Below are 17,042 nucleotides of genomic sequence, written 5' to 3'. Positions count from 1 at the left end.
ACAAGATCCGGAAAGCACCAGGCGCCCCGGACCTTGTCGGCCCGGGGCGCCTGGGAAGTCGCTTGTCAGTTGCTCAAGCAGCACGACCATGGCAGCCGGCGGGCCGGTTGCCATAGGTAAAGACGAAGGTCTGGTGCTGGAGCATGCCGCCAGTATGCCGTGCCCGCCGGGGGTGTCCAACATCGCCCGGATGGTGAGATGCGCGACTGTCGGGCCCTCCCCCGGCAGCGGGGACCGCTCCCCGCGCCCACCTCGGTAGAATTGGCCAGCACAGAGACCCCGCCCGATCCGCCGGAAGGCTCCCGTGTCATCAGCGCCCCCCGCTGCCGCCGCCCCCGACACCGTTCTGGTCGTCGACTTCGGCGCGCAGTACGCCCAGCTCATCGCCCGTCGCGTCCGCGAGGCCCGGGTCTACAGCGAGATCGTCCCCGGCACCATGCCGGTGGCCGAGATGCTCGCCAAGAACCCGGCGGCGATCATCCTTTCCGGCGGCCCCTCGTCCGTGTACGAGGAGGGCGCCCCCCGCCTGGACCGCGAGCTCTTCGAGTCCGGCGTCCCCGTCTTCGGCATGTGCTACGGCTTCCAGCTGATGGCGCAGGTCCTCGGCGGCACCGTCGACAACAGCGGCGCCCGCGAGTACGGCCGCACCCCGCTGCACGTCTCGCGCGTCTCCTCCACGCTCTTCGAGGGCACCCCCGCGGAGCAGTCGGTGTGGATGTCGCACGGCGACGCATGCTCCGCCGCCCCCGAGGGCTTCACGGTGACGGCCTCCACGGACGTCGTCCCGGTCGCCGCCTTCGAGAACGACGACAAGAAGCTCTACGGCGTCCAGTACCACCCCGAGGTCATGCACTCCACGCACGGCCAGCAGGTGCTGGAGCACTTCCTGTACCGCGGTGCGGGTCTCGAGCCGAACTGGACCACCGGCAACGTCATCGACGAGCAGGTCGAGGCGATCCGCGAGCTGGTCGGCGACAAGCGCGCGATCTGCGGCCTGTCCGGCGGCGTGGACTCCGCGGTGGCCGCCGCCCTGGTGCAGAAGGCCATCGGCGAGCAGCTGACCTGCGTCTACGTCGACCACGGCCTGATGCGCAAGGGTGAGACCGAGCAGGTCGAGAAGGACTTCGTCGCCGCGACCGGCGTCAAGCTGAAGGTCGTCGACGCCGAGGAGCGCTTCCTCACCGCGCTCAAGGGGGTCTCCGACCCCGAGGAGAAGCGGAAGATCATCGGCCGCGAGTTCATCCGCGTCTTCGAGCAGGCCCAGGCCGAGATCGTCGCCGACGAGGGCCCGGCCGTGGAGTTCCTGGTCCAGGGCACCCTGTACCCGGACGTGGTCGAGTCCGGCGGCGGCACCGGCACCGCCAACATCAAGTCGCACCACAACGTCGGCGGCCTGCCTGAGGACCTCGAGTTCAAGCTGATCGAGCCGCTGCGCAAGCTGTTCAAGGACGAGGTCCGCATGGTCGGCCAGGAGCTGGGCCTGCCGGAGGAGATCGTCCAGCGCCAGCCGTTCCCCGGCCCCGGCCTCGGCATCCGCATCGTCGGCGAGGTCACCAAGGAGCGCCTCGACCTGCTGCGCGACGCCGACGCCATCGCCCGCGAGGAGCTGACCGCGGCCGGCCTCGACCGCGACATCTGGCAGTGCCCGGTGGTCCTGCTCGCGGACGTCCGTTCGGTCGGCGTCCAGGGCGACGGCCGCACCTACGGTCACCCGATCGTGCTGCGCCCGGTGTCCTCCGAGGACGCCATGACCGCCGACTGGTCCCGGCTGCCCTACGACGTCCTCGCCAAGATCTCCACGCGGATCACCAACGAGGTGCGGGACGTCAACCGCGTCGTCCTCGACGTGACCTCCAAGCCGCCGGGGACCATCGAGTGGGAGTAGGCCCCGCCTGACAAGGCTTACGTGCGCCTGAGCGTGCGCAGGGGCTCACCGGGCTTGAAGATCTGCACGACGAGATATTTCTCGTCCTCCACGTAGGTCCGTACGACCTCGGTCAGCTCGGTACGGAAGAGGTGGAACGGCTGCGGCGGTTCCGCCTCTTTCACGTATCCGGACTTCTCCGGACCGTCCGGCACCTCGTACGCCCGGCCGCTGATCCGCACGTCCCCGCCGGCCATCCCCGTGCCCTCCCCCGGGTTCGCCTGGAGCGCGAAACGGGGATCGCGGTGCAGGTCACGCGCCTTGAGAGAGCCGTGCATCATGCCCAGCCACAGCGTGCCGCCACGGAAGTCGACCTCCAGCCCCGAGGTGCGCGGCGAACCGTCCTTGCGCAGGGTGACGAGCACATGGTGGGTGAAGGCGCGGAAGCGTTCCTCGACGATCCGGGCGAAGTCCGGCTCGGCGGCGGTGAAGAAATCCCAGTCAGCTGCCATACGCCGAGTCTGACGCCGAAAGACGACATCTTCTGTCGTCTTTCGGCAAGGTCTGTTCTCCTTGGCTGACCGGCGGTAACTTCCCGCCGTACAGCAACCGAGTGCCGGAGGACCAATGCCCGGGCCCACTCCGCCCCCACCCCCGCCCCTGCCCACCGACCGGCTGCGGTTCGCGATGCCGCCCAAGCACGAGTCCGCCGAGGACGAGCGCCGGTACCGCAAGGAGCGGCTGGCGGGAGCGCTGCGGATCTTCGGCCGGCTCGGCTACGAGGACGGCGTCTCGGGACACATCACCGCACGCGACCCCGAGTTCACCGACTGCTTCTGGGTCAACCCCTTCGGACTGTCCTTCCGCCAGGTCACCGTCGGCGACCTGGTGCTCGCCAACTCCGACGGCCAGGTGATCGAGGGCCGCTACCACGTCAACCAGGCCGCCTTCGCCGTCCACGCCCAGGTGCACGCGGCCCGCCCCGACGTCGTCGCCGTCGCCCACTGCCACTCCGTGCACGGGCGCGCGCTCGCGGCCCTGGGCGAGCTGATCGATCCCCTCACCCAGGAGAGCTGCGCCTTCTACGAGGACCACGCCCTCTACGACGCCTACACCGGCGTCGCCGTCGACGCCGACGAGGGCCGCCGTATCGCCGCCACGCTCTCCACCCACAAGGCGCTCGTGCTGCGCAACCACGGGCTGCTGACCGTGGGGGACTCGGTGGACGCCGCCGCCTGGTGGTTCGTGACGATGGAACGGTCCTGCCAGGTGCAGCTGGCCGCCAAGGCCGCCGGGCGGCCCGTCCTCATCGACCACAAACGGGCGACCGCGACCCGCGAACAGCTCGGCGGCGACCTCGTCGCCTGGATCAACTACCAGCCGATGTGGCAGGACATCAGCCGCAGCGAGCCGGACCTGCTGGACTGATGTCTCTCCGCGGCTGCTCAGAAACCCTTCAGCACCGCCGCCTTCGTCGCCGCGAACTCCTCGTCCGTGAGCACACCGTCCCGGTGCAGCGCGCCCAGCTCACGCAGCCTGCGCAGCAGCACGTCGTGACGGTCGTCGGGCGCGGGAACGGCCACCGACCCGGGCGCGCCGCCCGGCCGGTCGCCCTCCGCCAGCGGGTGGGCCGTGCGGGTCGAGGGGTGCGGCAGCCGCGCCGTGACCGCGGCGGCCACCAGCGCCGTGAGCAGGTCACGGCGCGAGCTGCCCCACAGGTCCAGGGCGTAGGGGTCCTTCTCCGGCGGCAGTTTGGAGAACGCCGTCTCCCGGGTGACGAACCTCAGGAAGCCGTCCTCGTAGCCCGAGTTCGGCAGCCACTCCACCTGCACCAGGTCGCCCACGTCGATGATGCGCGGGCCCGTGGCGCGTTTGACCCGGTCGGAGGTGTCGGCCCAGTCGATGCGCACCTGTGCCCCGTCGAAGGAGACCGTGCCGTCGGAGGCCCGCACCGACACCGGCACCGGCGGACCCGGCAGCAGATAGGTCTTCGCCGGCTCCTTCGGGACCTGATCCAGCAGCAGCGCGTGACGGATCTCCTCGGCGACGTACTCCGCCACCCCGCAACGGTCCGGGTCCACCGTGAGCCGGTACGGATCGGCGGCCTCCGGCAGCCGGCCGCCCGTCGCCTGCAACAAGGGGTCGGCGCCCTCGCGCAGGGTCAGGCGCAGTCGGCCGCGCTTGCGCTCCGGCTCGTTGACGATCCCGGCGACAGCCTCCAGCGGCACGGCGATCTCCCCGTACGTCTGCCGGAACAGCGGCACCGAGCGGTGGAGGCCCGGCGTGATCCGGACCGTGGTGCCGTCGAAGGCCCAGGTCCCGTCGCGCTGGATGATCTCGGCCATAAGGGAATTCTCGCAGCCGGGTCAACACGGTGAGGCGGTCTTCACCCGCGCTGACCAGACCTGGTGCCACGGACGTGTCGCGTAGGGCACAATGCGCTGTCGTCGCAGGCGAATTGTCCGTCGGCGGCCGGAAGGCCGAACACAGGCCGCCGGCCAACAGGGTCGTGGGGAAGGCAGGCTCGGCGTGGCGGTGCAGGAGGCGAGAGGCGGCGCGCCGGCGGGCGCGCACGAGGGCGGCTGCACCTGCGGGGACTGCCCGCACGGGGCCCGGGAGGGGCATCGGCGCGCGGTCGCCGCGTTCCTGAACAGACGGGACGAGTACGCCGCCGGGCAGGGGCTGCCGGTGGCCGTGGCGCACTCCGCGTCGGCCTCCCGGCAGTGGGTCTCCGAGGAACTCACCCAGTCCGCCGCGCTCGTCGCCGTGCGCGGCCGAGCCGAGGGCGAGGCCTGGCTGACCGGGCTGTGGCGCCGCAGCGCGTGCACGGTGTGGGCGGCGGTCGTCGTCCTGCTGCTGGTGCAGGCCCTGACCGCGATCGGCGCGGGCTGGAGCGGCGCCCGCACGGCCGGGCTGCTGGCCGCGCTGGCCGTCGCCGTCGTCCTGACGGCGGCGTCCTGGTTCCACCGGGCGCGCGGCGGCGTGCTCGCCCCCGTGATCGGCGAGGACAACCGGCTGTCGACCTCGCGTGCGGTGGCCGCCTGCTGGGTGCTCTTCGTGGCCTACGCCGTCCTCGTGCCGGCCGCGCGGCTGGCGGCGGCCTCCGGGCACCGGGAGCGGGACGCGCTGATCGCCGGCCTCGGACTCGCCAGGGGTGCGGGCCTGGTGACCGTGCTCGCCGTGGTGTGCGCCATCGCCGTGCTGGTGCGGCGCGTGGTGGGGCTGCGGGTGCTCGGGCAGCGGCTGCAGAAGGTCCGCGCGGACCGCCCGCGAGCGGCCGACCTGCTCACCGACGACTCCGGCCGGGGCGCCTTCGCCGACCTCCAGTACGTCGTGATCAGCGCCGTCGCCCTGGTGTTCGCGGCGGTACGGCTGGCCCGGCGTCCCGACCAGCTGCCCGACCTGCCCTGGGGACTGGCGGTGGTGGTGCTGATCTCGGCCGCGACCTACGTCGCCGGCAAGTACGCCGAGGGCGGCCGGCCCGTGATCCTCTCCGTGGTGCGGGCGCGGGAGGCCGGCGATCTGGACGGGCCGATCCGGCAGGGCGACGACATCGAGATCCGCGGCGCCGGGTTCGTTCCGCCCGGCGCGCAGGGCGCCGACCGGCTGTCGCGGATGACGGTCCGCATCGGAGCCGTCCATGTGCACGTGCCGCTGATCCCGGTCACCGGCGGCTTCAGCAACCCCACCGACAACGCCCTGACCGTGCCGGTCCCGGCGGACGTCGAGCCCGGCCGGGTGGAGGTGCAGGTGGTCACGGCGGCGGGGGTGGAGACCAACCGCTACACGATCGACGTGACCGAGTGACGCGCCCGCGCCCGGCGGTCCTTCGCCGGGGTTGAGTCGGTCGCCGCCTTTGTGCACCAGAATTGAGCCGATCGCCGCTTCCGTACGTATCGTCGGGTGACGGCACCGGCGGGCGAGAGGCGGCTGGCAGCGATGACCCACAGCACGCGCACGGAGACACACACCCCCCACCTCGGCCGTGGCGCCGGCCGGCGGGAGTCCGCCGCCCGCTACGCCCTGCTCCCGCTCCGCCTCTTCCTCGGCATCACCTTCATCTACGCGGGCCTCGACAAACTGACGGACAGCGCCTTCATGCGGGCCTCCGGCGCGGGCTCCCTCGGCGACACGATGCGCTCCGTGCGCGACTCGGCGGCCATCCCGGCCCTGGTCGACCTGGCTCTGAAGAGCCCCGTCGGCTTCGGCTACGCCATCGCGCTCGGCGAACTCGCCGTCGGTATCGGCGTCCTGCTCGGCTTCCTGGGCCGCCTCGCCGCCCTCGGCGGCGCCCTGATCTCCCTGAGCCTGTGGCTCACGGTGTCCTGGTCGACCAGCCCCTACTACTACGGCAACGACCTGATCTATCTGATGGCCTGGCTGCCGCTCGTGCTGGCCGGCACCCCCCTGTTGTCGATCGACGCGATACTGCGACGCCGCCGCCGGGACGGCGGATACCGGTAGGGCAGCCCGGCCCGCCGGATACGCCGCCGCGTCAGCCTCCGCCGCGGCGGCGTATCCCGTGGGTGACCACGCCGACCGCTCCCGCCAGGAACAGGCCGCCTACGACCAGGGGGATCGCGGTGAACCACGGGGTCCGCCACAGGCCGGCCGCGTCACCCGCGTACAGGATTCCGGCGACGGTGAGGGCGAGACCGGCGACCAGGCGGCCGGGCTGGAACTCATGACGCAGCACGGGTCACCTCCACCTGGCCCACGCCGACCTGGAGGTCCAGGTCCAGCGTGCCGGCGTTCCTGCCGCTGCCGGCCGGCCTCAGGGTCACCTGCTTGTGTCTGTCCGGCTGCACGTCCACGTCCTTCGCATCCTCACCCGGCAACTGGATGTCACCCACGCCCACTTCGATGTCCGCCTTCACCGTCACGTCCGGCGGCACGATCACCCGCACCCGGCCCACGCCCACATCGGCCAGCGTGGTCACCGTCCGGCCCGGGGGCACGTCGATCCGGGACAGGTCGAGCGTGCCGACGCCCGTGCCGACGTGGTACTTCGGCCGGACGTCGGTCACCGCGGCCGGCCGCCACGTCGTATGGATCCACTGCGTGCCGATGTCGTGCGGCAGCGCCGCCGACGCCGTGAGCAGCGCGGCCGTGACGATCGACCAGAAGACCGACCCGGCCCCCGTACGCCCCACGAACGCGCTGACGGCGATCCCGAGACCGAACACGGTCAGCGCGCCGGCCAGCCCCACCTGCAAGCTGGTGCCGAGCGGGTGGTCCTGCCAGGTCAGCCCCGTGCCGAGGCCGCCCGTGAGCAGGGCCAGCAGGAAGACCCAGCCGCCGATCCAGCGCGGACCGCGCGGCGCCGGCCGGTCCGCCCCGGCCGGCGGTGCCGTGCGCGCAGCGGTCACGCCCGGGCTCATGCCGACGGCCGCCGCGATGTCCCGGTCACGGGGGTCGCCCGGTCCCCACAGGTATCCCGTGCCCCCGACATGGGTGCCGTCCTTGACGATCGGGTCGCGCCACCAGGACGGGTAGCCCGCCGCGGCGGGCGGCGCCTGGGCCTCCGGCGGGGCGTCCGCCACGGCCTGCGCGGCCAGCGGGTCCGGGCCCGGCGCGTCGCGTCGCTGCTGCCAGTACCCGGCGCCGGCCAGCAGCAGGGAGAGGACGACGGCGAAGGTCAGCACCCCGCCGTTGCGCAGCATCGACAGGAACACCCCGCAGCCGACCAGCGCGAACAGCACCGCCGCGAGCGCCTGCCCGTCCACCCGCCCGGTCAGGAGCTTGCGCACCTCGTTCTCGTCCTCGTCGTCGTAGGGGACGAACAGCCAGACGAAGCCGTAGAAGATCAGACCGACGCCGCCCGCCGCGGCCAGCACCGCGAGCGTGATCCGGAAGATGACCGGGTCCATGTCGCACCGCCGCCCCAGCCCGGCGCACACCCCGGCCATCGTCCGGTGCCGGCGGTCGCGGCGGAAGAGGTGCGGGCCGTCGGCCGTGCCGGTGCCCGGCCGCCCGGACCCGGCCGCCACGCCCAGGGCGGACGCGGCACCCTCCCCGGGCCCCCCGTCCGCTGCGTGCTGGTGATCGGTCATGGGTCCATGGTGACGGGCGAGTCGGCCCGGTGGCAGTCGGGACGACCCTGGCCGGACCCTGATATCGCCCCTGAGTCCGCCGTCCTCACCGGGCTAACGGGCCCGGGGCCGAGATCAGGGGTGTCTCGGGGCCGACCCTGATGCTCCGGCCCGCCCGCCATGTGACCATCGATGGCATGCCGGAAGCCGCAGCAGCGCCCCTCGTCGAACCGCGGCCGCCGCGCAAGCTCTACCGCAGCAGCGACGGACGCTGGCTGGGTGGCGTGGCGCGGGGGCTCGCCGGGCATCTCGGGCTGCCCGTGATCTGGGTCCGCCTGGTCTTCGCGGGCCTGTTCATGGCCGACGGCCTGGGCGCCCTGCTGTACGCGGCGTTCTGGTTCTTCGTGCCGCTCGGCGTCGGCGGCGTCGACCAGCAGAAGCCGCCGTCCCTGGTGAGCACCGAGGTCTCGCCCGACGGCCGGCGCAGACTCGTCACCCGCAGACCGGACCGGGGCCAGATCGTCGCCCTGCTCCTCATGGTCGTCGTCGCGCTGATCTTCGTCAGCAGCGTCAACATCGGCAACGGCGCCAAGGCCTATCTGCTCCCGGCGGTGCTCGTCGCCGCCGGTGTCGCCCTGGTGTGGCGGCAGGCCGACAACGCCCGCCGGGCCCGCTGGGTCGAGGTGGGCCGCCGCAAGCGCACCCTGACGCTGCTGCGGGCCGTGGCCGGTGTGCTGCTGGTGACGGCCGGCGTGTCCGGCATCTTCGTCCTGCAGGGCTCCGCCGCCCACCTCGGCTCGGTGCTGCAGGCCGCGCTGGCGGTCCTCGTCGGGATAACGCTGCTGGCGGGCCCGTATCTGGTGCGCATGACGCAGGACCTGTCCGAGGAGCGTCTGATGCGCATCCGCGCCCAGGAGCGCGCGGAGGTCGCCGCCCACGTCCACGACTCGGTGCTGCACACCCTGACCCTGATCCAGCGCAACGCCGACAACGCGGGCGAGGTGCGCCGTCTGGCCCGCGCCCAGGAACGCGACCTGCGCACCTGGCTGTACAAGCCGGAGGGCACCGGCAAGGACGAGGCCGACGAGCCGGCCACCCTCGCCGAGGCGGTCAAGCGCAACGCCGCCGAGGTCGAGGACAAGCACGGCGTGGCCATCGAGGTGGTCGTCGTCGGCGACTGCCCCCTCGACGAGGGGATCGCCGCACAGATGCAGGCCGCGAGGGAAGCGATGGTGAACGCCGCCAAGTACGGTGGCGAGGGCGGCCCGGTTCAGGTCTACGCCGAAGTCGAGGGCAGGACGGTGTTCGTGTCCGTGCGGGACCGGGGCCCCGGCTTCGACCTCGACGCGATACCCGCCGACCGTATGGGCGTGAGAGAGTCGATCATCGGCCGGATGGAGCGCAACGGCGGCACGGCGCGGCTGCGCGCGGTGCCGGACGGCGGCACGGAGGTCGAGCTTCAGATGGAGAGGGCGGAGAAGACGTCATGAGCGACCCGACCGAGGCGAACGGTACGGCGGAGGCCGGCGGCACGGGCGAGCGCCGGGTGCGGGTGGTCCTCGTCGACGACCACCGCATGTTCCGCACCGGCGTGCAGGCCGAGATCGGCCGGACCGAGGAGACGGGCGTCGAGGTCGTCGGCGAGGCCGCGGACGTCGACCAGGCGGTCACGGTCATCACCGCGACCCGGCCCGAGGTGGTCCTGCTCGATGTGCATCTGCCGGGCGGCGGCGGCGTCGAAGTGCTGCGCCGCTGCGCCCCGTTGATGGCCGACACCGAGCGGCCCGTCCGCTTCCTGGCGCTGTCGGTGTCGGACGCGGCGGAGGACGTGATCGGCGTGATCCGCGGCGGTGCCCGCGGCTACGTGACGAAGACGATCACAGGGAGCGACCTCGTCGACTCGATCTTCCGGGTCCAGGACGGCGACGCGGTGTTCTCCCCGCGCCTGGCCGGGTTCGTGCTGGACGCCTTCGCCTCCACCGACGCCCCGCCGGTCGACGAGGACCTCGACCGTCTCACCCAGCGCGAGCGCGAGGTGCTGCGGCTGATCGCCCGCGGCTACGCCTACAAGGAGATCGCCAAGCAGCTGTTCATCTCGGTGAAGACGGTCGAGTCGCACGTCTCGGCGGTGCTGCGCAAGCTCCAGCTGTCCAACCGCCACGAGCTGACCCGCTGGGCGACGGCCCGCCGGCTGGTCTGAGGCGGCAGCTGCCGCCGGGCTCGGGACGACAGGCGCCGGCCGGGCTCACACCACCCGCGTCGCCCCGGCGAACGGCATCTGGTCGATCGGGGCGAGGCGGACCGGGGCCGACGGGTTGGGGGCGTGGATCATCTGCCCGTTGCCCACGTACATGCCGACATGGCTGATGCCGGAGTAGAAGAACACCAGGTCGCCCGGGAGCAGTTCGGAGCGGGAGACGCGGCGGCCGGCGCCGATCTGCGCGTACGTCGTGCGGGGCAGGGAGACCCCGGCCGAGCCGTAGGCGGCCTGCACCAGGCCCGAGCAGTCGAAGGCGTTCGGCCCGGTCGCGCCCCACACATACGGGCTGCCGAGCTTGCTGTAGGCGTAGCCGACGGCGGCCGCCGCACGCGCGTCGGGCGCCTGCGCGGCCGCGGACCCGGGTGCCGTCAGCTGGTCGCGGGCCCCGTCGCTCGCGGCCCGTGTGGCTCGGTTCGTGCCGGAGGCGTCCGCGGCGGGACTGTCGGCGGCGATCCGCCGCCGCTCCTCGGCGGTCAGCCGGGACAGCAGCCGGCGGGCCTGGCCCAGCTTGCCGGTGACGATCTCCTTCTGCCGCCGCAGCTCGGCCTGGCGTGAGTGCAGCGCGGCCAGCTCCACGCGCGCCGCGCCCCGCAACCGCTCGATCTCGCCCAACTGGCCGCGGACCCGGGAGACGGCCTGCGCCTGCCGGTCACCCGCGCGCTCGGCGAGGGCGGCGCCCTCGAGGTACTGCTCGGGGTTGTCGGACAGGGCGAGCTGCACCGCCGGGTCCAGACCGCCGCTGCGGTACTGTGCGCTGGCGACGGCCCCGAGAGCGTCCCGGGCCTCGTTCAGCCGCTGCTGCTTGCGGGCCGTCTCGTCCTGCAGGTCCTTCAGCCGGCGCCCGGCCGCCCCCGCCTGCTCCTTCGCGCCGTTGTACTTCTCGGTCGCCGCCTCGGCCTCCTGGTACAGCTTGTCGACCTGCGCCTTGACCTGGGCCGGAGTCGGGTCCGGCGCGGCATGGCCGGTGCCGTCGAACGCCGTGGCCGTCGCCGCGCCCGCGAGGGCGATCGTGAACGCCGTACGGGCCGTCCGGTCGCCGAGCGAGCGCTGCCGATGCTTGCGGTGTGCTGCCACGGGGACTGCACGTCCTTTCCTACGTGCGGGCCCGGCGGCGTCCCGACAGGGGAACGGGGCGCCACCGGACTCTTCGGCGGGATGACCGACGGCCGCCCCTGGCCCGGACGGCGGTGGGAAGTCGGTCACCTGGGGGAGGACGCTAAACCCGGAAGTGACGGGAACGTGACGGTCTGTACGGAAGTGACGCGTACGGACCCTCTGGTGACCGTACGTGACCGCGTTCCCGTTGCTGTGACGTCGACTTCACGCAGTGCGCCGACCGAAGCGCCGATTCCGCGCACGGGAGGGGCGGCGGACTGCTACGGAACGCCCCTGGCTAGGCTCCGGACCCATGGACGTACTCATCCATCTCTTCGTCGGCCTGCACATCATCGGCATCGCCTCGCTCCTGGGCGGCTTCCTCACCCAGATGAAGGCGATGGGCCAGGGCACCGCCCGCTTCGTTCCGGCGATGCTGCACGGCGCGCTGACGATGCTGGTCACCGGTGTGATCCTGGTCGGCCTCAACCAGGCCGACGACCACACCGTCAACACCGTCAAGATCGGTGTGAAGCTGGCGCTGCTGATCGTGATCCTCGGCCTGGTCTACGTCAAGCGCGACGACGAGAAGGTGGACAAGCCCCTGTTCGGCCTGGTCGGCCTGCTGACCGTGGCGAACATCTTCATCGCGGTGCTGTGGACCTGAGCGCGTCCCGGGCCGAGAGGACGGCCCCGGCGGCCACGGCCAGCCACGCGCCCACCGCCAGCCACAGCAGGGCCTGACCGGGGTCCGTCAGCCACGGCACGTCGACGGCGGCGGCGACCGACAGCGTCGCCGCCGCCGTCATGCCGAGCGGGAAGACCGTGGCCCAGCGGCGCGTGTCATAGGTCAGCCGGGGCCGCACCACCTCGGCGACCACCAGCACGACGTACCAGGCCAGGTCCAGGACCAGCAGGGCGACGGTCGCGAAACGCAGGACACCGCGGTCGTCGTCGTTCCACAGGTACAGCCGCGCGCTGTCGGCGGCCAGCAGCTTCGCCCCGGCCAGCGCGGAGATCGCCAGCGCACCGCCCGCGATCCAGTGATCGCCGGGCCCCTCCAGCACCTGCCGCGGATCGAAGCGGGTCAGGGCGATGCCGTAGAGCACCAGGCCGAGCCCGAACAGCACCAGCGCGGCGTGCGCGAGCCACGCCGTCGTCAGGGCGCCCGCGAGGACGGCGGCGAGCACGGCGAGCCCCTGCGTGGCCACGCAGGCGAGGAAGACCGCTCCCGGCATCCGAGGCTGCCAGTTGCGCACGACCGTGACGATCAGCACCGGCCACAGCACCGCCGCCAGCGCCAGCAGCGCCTCGGCGAGCGTGGTCCAGCCCAGCAGCACGAACCGCTCGCCCAGCACCGTCGTGGCGGCCACCGACGTCAGCGCCCCGGGAGTCTGCGCCTCGGTCGCCCACCGGGGCCGGTCCGTCAGCAGCCGTACGGCGAACTCCGCGGCCAGCGCCAGCCAGAACACGCAGGCCGCGGCCAGCCAGATCCGGGACAGCAGCTCGTACCCGGTCAGGCGCAGCCCGACCGACACGATGCCGGTCGCCATCACGGCGGCCCCGGCCGCGGGGGTGCGCTGCGACCACCACGCGCGCGGCGGGGACGGGAAACCGGACGCGGCGTGCCGGCGCGAGGAAACGGACATGCCGTCGATGCTATGAACCCCCGCCGCGCACCGGGCACGGGGCACGCGCACCGGCCGGCGCAAACCGTCAGGCCGGGCGTACGACGCTGTGGATGGCCGACCCTCCGTCGTAGTAGATGGACTCCTCGCGCACATAGGCGCCGGGCTTCGGGGCGTGGATCATCATGCCGCCGCCGATGTAGATGCCGACGTGGCTGATGTCGTCGTAGAAGAAGACCAGGTCGCCCGGCTGGGCCTGGGACAGCGGGACGGTCGTGCCGGCGTTCACCTGGTCGTAGGTGGTGCGCGGCAGGTCGACGCCGGCCGCTCTCCAGGCGGCCTGGGTGAGGCCGGAGCAGTCGTAGGAGTCGGGGCCGGTGGCGCCCCAGACGTACGGCTTGCCGATCTGCGCGCGGGCGAAGGCGAGCGCCTTGTCGGCCTGGGAGCTGGTGCTCGTGCTCCCCGTGCCGGTGGAGGTGCCGGTGCTCGTGCCGCCGGTCCCGGTGCCGCCGGCCGCGGAGCCGCCGCCGTCCTGCTGCTGGGTCTGCTGTTGCTGCTGGGCCGCCTGCTGCCGGGCCAGTTCCGCCGCCTTGCGCGCGGCCTCCTCCTGCTGGTGCCGCTCGATGGCGGCGAGCCGCGCTTTCTCCTCGGCCGTCAGCTGCGACAGCAGCTCACGCGCGTCGGCGAGCTTCTGCTGGACGGTGGCCTTGGCGGTGCGCAGATCGTTCTGCGAGTCGGTGAGCGTGCGCAGGCTGTCGGTGGCCTCGCGGCGCTGCCTCATCGTCTCCGACTGCTGTGTGACGTAGTCGTCGACCGCCTCCTTCTGGTGGCTGGTCAGCCGGTCCATCAGATGACTCTGGTCGAAGTACTGCTGCGGGGAGTCGGCGAGCAGGAAGGTGGCCGTGCTGGGCAGTGCGGCGCCCCCGGTGCGGTACTGGGCGGCGGCGTAGGAGCCCAGCTGTTCGCGCGCCTCGTTGAGCTTCTCGGTGCGCCGGGCGACGTCGTCCATAAGGGAGTCGACGCGGGTGCGCTGCTTCGTGGTGCGCTCCTTGGCCGCGTTGTACTTGTCGGTCGCGGACTCCGCCTGCCGGTAGAGGTCGTCGACCTTCTTCTCGACCTCCTCGAGGCTCGGCTTGTGGTCGGCGGGGACGGCGTCGGCCGTCTGGGACAGGAGGGCCACGGAGGTGAGGGCGGCCGTGGCCAGGGCGGGGGTCCGTATACCGGCGAGGGTCCCCGCGGGACGCGACTTGCGGTGCGACGCCAAGGGAAGCGACTCCTTCCAAGCGTCCGCCTACCGGGTCAGCGAGGGGGGGCGCCTCCCAGGCCCTTGAGGCTCTGAGGGAGTGTTCGGGCTCGGAAGGTGTGCCCTACGGCCGTCTCGTGCGAGAGGGCCGATTCACCCCAGGTCTCGGGTGGGTCCCCGGCTCCGGTCGCTGTGCGGGCGTACCGGACTCGGCGGAGGCCGCGCGGCCCGGCGACGTTCGCCGGTGGAGGTCGTGCGGCCTGGGCGGCACGGTAGCCAACTCGTGTGCCTGTTGTGAAGGTTGGTGCGTGATATGCCCGATACATTTCCGTGACCATCGCGTTGTGTCGACGGATGGTGATGGACGGTGACGTGTGATGTTTCCCGGACGGGCCCGGGTTGTCAGTGGGGCGCCCTAGACTCGGAGAGCGATGAGCAGCCTCTTTGACGACAGCTTCCTGGCGGACCTCCAGGCCCCTCGGGCCCACGCGGAGGAACCCCCGCCGCCACCCGAGGACGATCACGCTCCGGAAGCGATTCCGGACGATCTGTTCGGCGGGAAGTTCGACGTGCCCCCGCCGGACCGGGACACGTACTACCGCGACGGCGCACCGCGCCCCGTGCTCGACTCCGCCGCACTGCTGGAGGGGCTGAACGACAACCAGCGCGCCGCCGTCGAGCACTCCGGTTCCCCGCTGCTCATCGTGGCCGGCGCCGGCTCCGGCAAGACCCGGGTGCTCACCCACCGCATCGCCTACCTGCTCGCCGAGCGGAACGTCCACCCGGGCCAGATCCTCGCGATCACCTTCACCAACAAGGCCGCGGGTGAGATGAAGGAGCGCGTGGAGCAGCTCGTCGGCCCGCGCGCGAACGCGATGTGGGTGATGACCTTCCACAGCGCGTGCGTGCGCATCCTGCGCCGCGAGTCGAAGAAGCTCGGCTTCACATCGTCCTTCTCGATCTACGACGCCGCCGACTCCAAGCGGCTGATGGCCCTGGTCTGCCGCGACCTGGACCTCGACCCCAAGCGCTTCCCGCCGAAGTCCTTCAGTGCCAAGATCAGCAACCTGAAGAACGAGCTGATCGACGAGGAGGACTTCGCCGCCCAGGCGGCAGACGGCTTCGAGAAGACCCTCGCCCAGGCCTACGCCCTGTACCAGTCGCGGCTGCGCGAGGCCAACGCCCTCGACTTCGACGACCTGATCATGACGACGGTCAACCTGCTGCGCGCCTTCCCGGACGTCGCCGAGCACTACCGCCGCCGCTTTCGGCACGTCCTGGTCGACGAGTACCAGGACACCAACCACGCCCAGTACGCGCTGGTCCGTGAGCTGGTCGGCACCGGTGAGCACGACGAGGACACCCCGCCCAGCGAGTACGACCTGCCGCCCGCCGAGCTGTGCGTGGTGGGTGACGCCGACCAGTCGATCTACGCCTTCCGCGGTGCGACGATCCGCAACATCCTCCAGTTCGAGGAGGACTACCCGGACGCGACGACGATCCTGCTGGAGCAGAACTACCGCTCCACGCAGACCATCCTGTCCGCCGCCAACGCGGTCATCGAGCGCAACGAGTCCCGGCGCCCGAAGAACCTGTGGACCAACGCCGGCCAGGGTGCCCGCATCGCGGGCTACGTCGCCGACACCGAGCACGACGAGGCCCAGTTCGTCGCCGACGAGATAGACCGCCTGGTCGACGCGGGCGACGCCAAGGCAGGCGACGTCGCCGTCTTCTACCGCACCAACGCGCAGTCCCGTGTCTTCGAAGAGGTCTTCATCCGCGTCGGCCTGCCCTACAAGGTCGTCGGCGGCGTCCGCTTCTACGAGCGCAAGGAGGTCAGGGACGTCCTGGCCTACCTGCGTGTCCTCGCCAACCCCGAGGACTCCGTGCCGCTGCGGCGCATCCTCAACGTGCCCAAGCGCGGCATCGGCGAGCGCGCGGAGGCGATGATCGACGCCCTCTCCCAGCGCGAGAAGATCAGCTTCCCGCAGGCGCTGAAGCGGGTCGACGAGGCATACGGCATGGCCGCGCGCTCCACGAACGCCGTCAAGCGGTTCAACACGCTGATGGAGGACCTGCGCACGATCGTGGAGTCCGGCGCCGGACCGGCCACCGTCCTCGAGGCCGTCCTGGAACGCACCGGCTATCTGGCCGAGTTGCAGGCGTCCACCGACCCGCAGGACGAGACCCGCATCGAGAACCTCCAGGAACTGGCCGCCGTTGCCCTGGAGTTCGAGCAGGAGCGCGGGGAGGGCGAGCCGGTGGGACTCTCCGACTTCCTGGAGCAGGTCGCCCTGGTCGCCGACTCCGACCAGATCCCGGACGACGACGAGGACGGCTCCGGCGTCATCACCCTGATGACCCTGCACACCGCCAAGGGCCTGGAGTTCCCGGTCGTGTTCCTCACCGGCATGGAGGACGGCGTCTTCCCGCACATGCGGGCCCTCGGCCAGACCAAGGAGCTGGAGGAGGAACGCCGCCTGGCCTACGTCGGCATCACCCGCGCCCGCGAGCGGCTGTATCTCACACGGTCGACGCTGCGCAGCGCCTGGGGACAGCCGTCGTACAACCCGCCGTCGCGGTTCCTGGAGGAGATTCCGCCGCAGCACGTCGAGTGGAAGCGCACGGGCGGGTCCGCGCCCGTCTCCTCCGGGCCGGCCTCGGGGATCGCCGCCTCGCTGTCCTCGTCCCGCTCTCGTTCGTCGGCCGCCGGTGCGTCCGGGTTCGCCACGCGGCGCGCCGGGGACAAGCCGGTGGTCTCACTGGCGGTGGGGGACCGGGTCACCCACGACCAGTTCGGGCTGGGCAGCGTGGTCGAGGTCAGGGGCACCGCCGACAAGGCCGAGGCGACGATCGACTTCGGTGACGGCAAGCCGAAGCGGCTGCTGCTGCGGTACGCGCCGGTGGAGAAGCTCTGACC

Annotated in this window: 15 protein-coding genes; 8 read left to right on the top strand and 7 right to left on the bottom strand. The window is 72.1% G+C overall.

Translation table 11 applies throughout. The features are described 5' to 3' along the window. Positions 1 to 304: 304 nt before the first annotated feature. On the top strand, positions 305 to 1,885 hold the full coding sequence (guaA, locus tag ACF1GV_RS26470; RefSeq protein WP_391685331.1) for a glutamine-hydrolyzing GMP synthase: 1,581 nt from the start codon (positions 305 to 307) through the stop codon (positions 1,883 to 1,885). Between the two features lie 17 nt (positions 1,886 to 1,902). Here the strand turns inward: guaA and ACF1GV_RS26465 are convergent, their stop codons facing one another. Continuing rightward, the gene (locus tag ACF1GV_RS26465; protein ID WP_391685329.1) at positions 1,903 to 2,376 is read right to left on the bottom strand and encodes a pyridoxamine 5'-phosphate oxidase family protein; all 474 of its coding nucleotides are present in this window, start codon (positions 2,374 to 2,376) and stop codon (positions 1,903 to 1,905) included. A gap of 115 nt (positions 2,377 to 2,491) precedes the next feature. Between ACF1GV_RS26465 and ACF1GV_RS26460 the strand changes: the two genes are divergently transcribed. Then, on the top strand, positions 2,492 to 3,292 hold the full coding sequence (locus tag ACF1GV_RS26460; RefSeq protein WP_391685327.1) for a class II aldolase/adducin family protein: 801 nt from the start codon (positions 2,492 to 2,494) through the stop codon (positions 3,290 to 3,292). Positions 3,293 to 3,309: 17 nt separating this feature from the next. On the opposite strand, the gene ACF1GV_RS26455 is transcribed toward ACF1GV_RS26460, so the two are convergent. Continuing rightward, a complete protein-coding gene (locus ACF1GV_RS26455; protein WP_391685325.1) occupies positions 3,310 to 4,209 on the bottom strand; it encodes a DUF4429 domain-containing protein in 900 nt (299 codons plus the stop codon). A gap of 184 nt (positions 4,210 to 4,393) precedes the next feature. Between ACF1GV_RS26455 and ACF1GV_RS26450 the strand changes: the two genes are divergently transcribed. Together ACF1GV_RS26450 and ACF1GV_RS26445 are read left to right on the top strand one after the other, a co-directional pair. After that, positions 4,394 to 5,671, top strand: coding sequence for a hypothetical protein (locus ACF1GV_RS26450; RefSeq protein WP_391685323.1), 1,278 nt, complete (start codon positions 4,394 to 4,396; stop codon positions 5,669 to 5,671). Positions 5,672 to 5,803: 132 nt separating this feature from the next. After that, complete coding sequence (locus tag ACF1GV_RS26445; RefSeq protein WP_391685321.1) at positions 5,804 to 6,328, top strand: DoxX family protein; 525 nt, start codon at positions 5,804 to 5,806, stop codon at positions 6,326 to 6,328. A 31-nt stretch (positions 6,329 to 6,359) separates the two neighbouring features. On the opposite strand, the gene ACF1GV_RS26440 is transcribed toward ACF1GV_RS26445, so the two are convergent. Continuing rightward, a complete protein-coding gene (locus ACF1GV_RS26440) occupies positions 6,360 to 6,560 on the bottom strand; it encodes a hypothetical protein (RefSeq protein WP_391685320.1) in 201 nt (66 codons plus the stop codon). After that, the gene (locus tag ACF1GV_RS26435) at positions 6,547 to 7,917 is read right to left on the bottom strand and encodes a PspC domain-containing protein (RefSeq protein ID WP_391685318.1); all 1,371 of its coding nucleotides are present in this window, start codon (positions 7,915 to 7,917) and stop codon (positions 6,547 to 6,549) included. The genes ACF1GV_RS26440 and ACF1GV_RS26435 overlap by 14 nt, the downstream gene beginning before the upstream one ends. A gap of 140 nt (positions 7,918 to 8,057) precedes the next feature. Between ACF1GV_RS26435 and ACF1GV_RS26430 the strand changes: the two genes are divergently transcribed. Both ACF1GV_RS26430 and ACF1GV_RS26425 read left to right on the top strand, forming a co-directional pair. Then, on the top strand, positions 8,058 to 9,386 hold the full coding sequence (locus ACF1GV_RS26430) for a PspC domain-containing protein (RefSeq protein ID WP_391685316.1): 1,329 nt from the start codon (positions 8,058 to 8,060) through the stop codon (positions 9,384 to 9,386). Continuing rightward, positions 9,383 to 10,096, top strand: coding sequence for a response regulator transcription factor (locus tag ACF1GV_RS26425; protein ID WP_363265807.1), 714 nt, complete (start codon positions 9,383 to 9,385; stop codon positions 10,094 to 10,096). The genes ACF1GV_RS26430 and ACF1GV_RS26425 overlap by 4 nt, the downstream gene beginning before the upstream one ends. Positions 10,097 to 10,141: 45 nt before the next feature. On the opposite strand, the gene ACF1GV_RS26420 is transcribed toward ACF1GV_RS26425, so the two are convergent. Next, entirely contained in the window at positions 10,142 to 11,230 is a 1,089-nt protein-coding gene (locus ACF1GV_RS26420; RefSeq protein WP_391685314.1) for an NlpC/P60 family protein, read from the bottom strand. A 334-nt stretch (positions 11,231 to 11,564) separates the two neighbouring features. Between ACF1GV_RS26420 and ACF1GV_RS26415 the strand changes: the two genes are divergently transcribed. Further along, positions 11,565 to 11,918: a hypothetical protein gene (locus tag ACF1GV_RS26415; RefSeq protein WP_391685312.1), complete on the top strand. Its 354-nt coding sequence runs from the start codon at positions 11,565 to 11,567 to the stop codon at positions 11,916 to 11,918. On the opposite strand, the gene ACF1GV_RS26410 is transcribed toward ACF1GV_RS26415, so the two are convergent. Continuing rightward, positions 11,896 to 12,900, bottom strand: a complete 1,005-nt coding sequence (locus ACF1GV_RS26410) for a tellurite resistance/C4-dicarboxylate transporter family protein (protein ID WP_391685310.1) — start codon at positions 12,898 to 12,900, stop codon at positions 11,896 to 11,898. The two genes, ACF1GV_RS26415 and ACF1GV_RS26410, sit on opposite strands and share 23 nt — an antisense overlap. A 67-nt stretch (positions 12,901 to 12,967) precedes the next feature. Further along, a complete protein-coding gene (locus ACF1GV_RS26405) occupies positions 12,968 to 14,143 on the bottom strand; it encodes an NlpC/P60 family protein (protein ID WP_391685308.1) in 1,176 nt (391 codons plus the stop codon). Between the two features lie 410 nt (positions 14,144 to 14,553). Between ACF1GV_RS26405 and pcrA the strand changes: the two genes are divergently transcribed. Continuing rightward, on the top strand, positions 14,554 to 17,040 hold the full coding sequence (gene pcrA, locus ACF1GV_RS26400) for a DNA helicase PcrA (protein WP_391685306.1): 2,487 nt from the start codon (positions 14,554 to 14,556) through the stop codon (positions 17,038 to 17,040). Positions 17,041 to 17,042 lie beyond the last annotated feature (2 nt).

This window comes from Streptomyces sp. NPDC014006, from assembly GCF_043088925.1.
Lineage (GTDB): Bacteria > Actinomycetota > Actinomycetes > Streptomycetales > Streptomycetaceae > Streptomyces.
The sequence above is the reverse complement of the archived record's forward strand: the minus strand, read 5'-3'. Positions and strand labels throughout refer to the sequence as shown.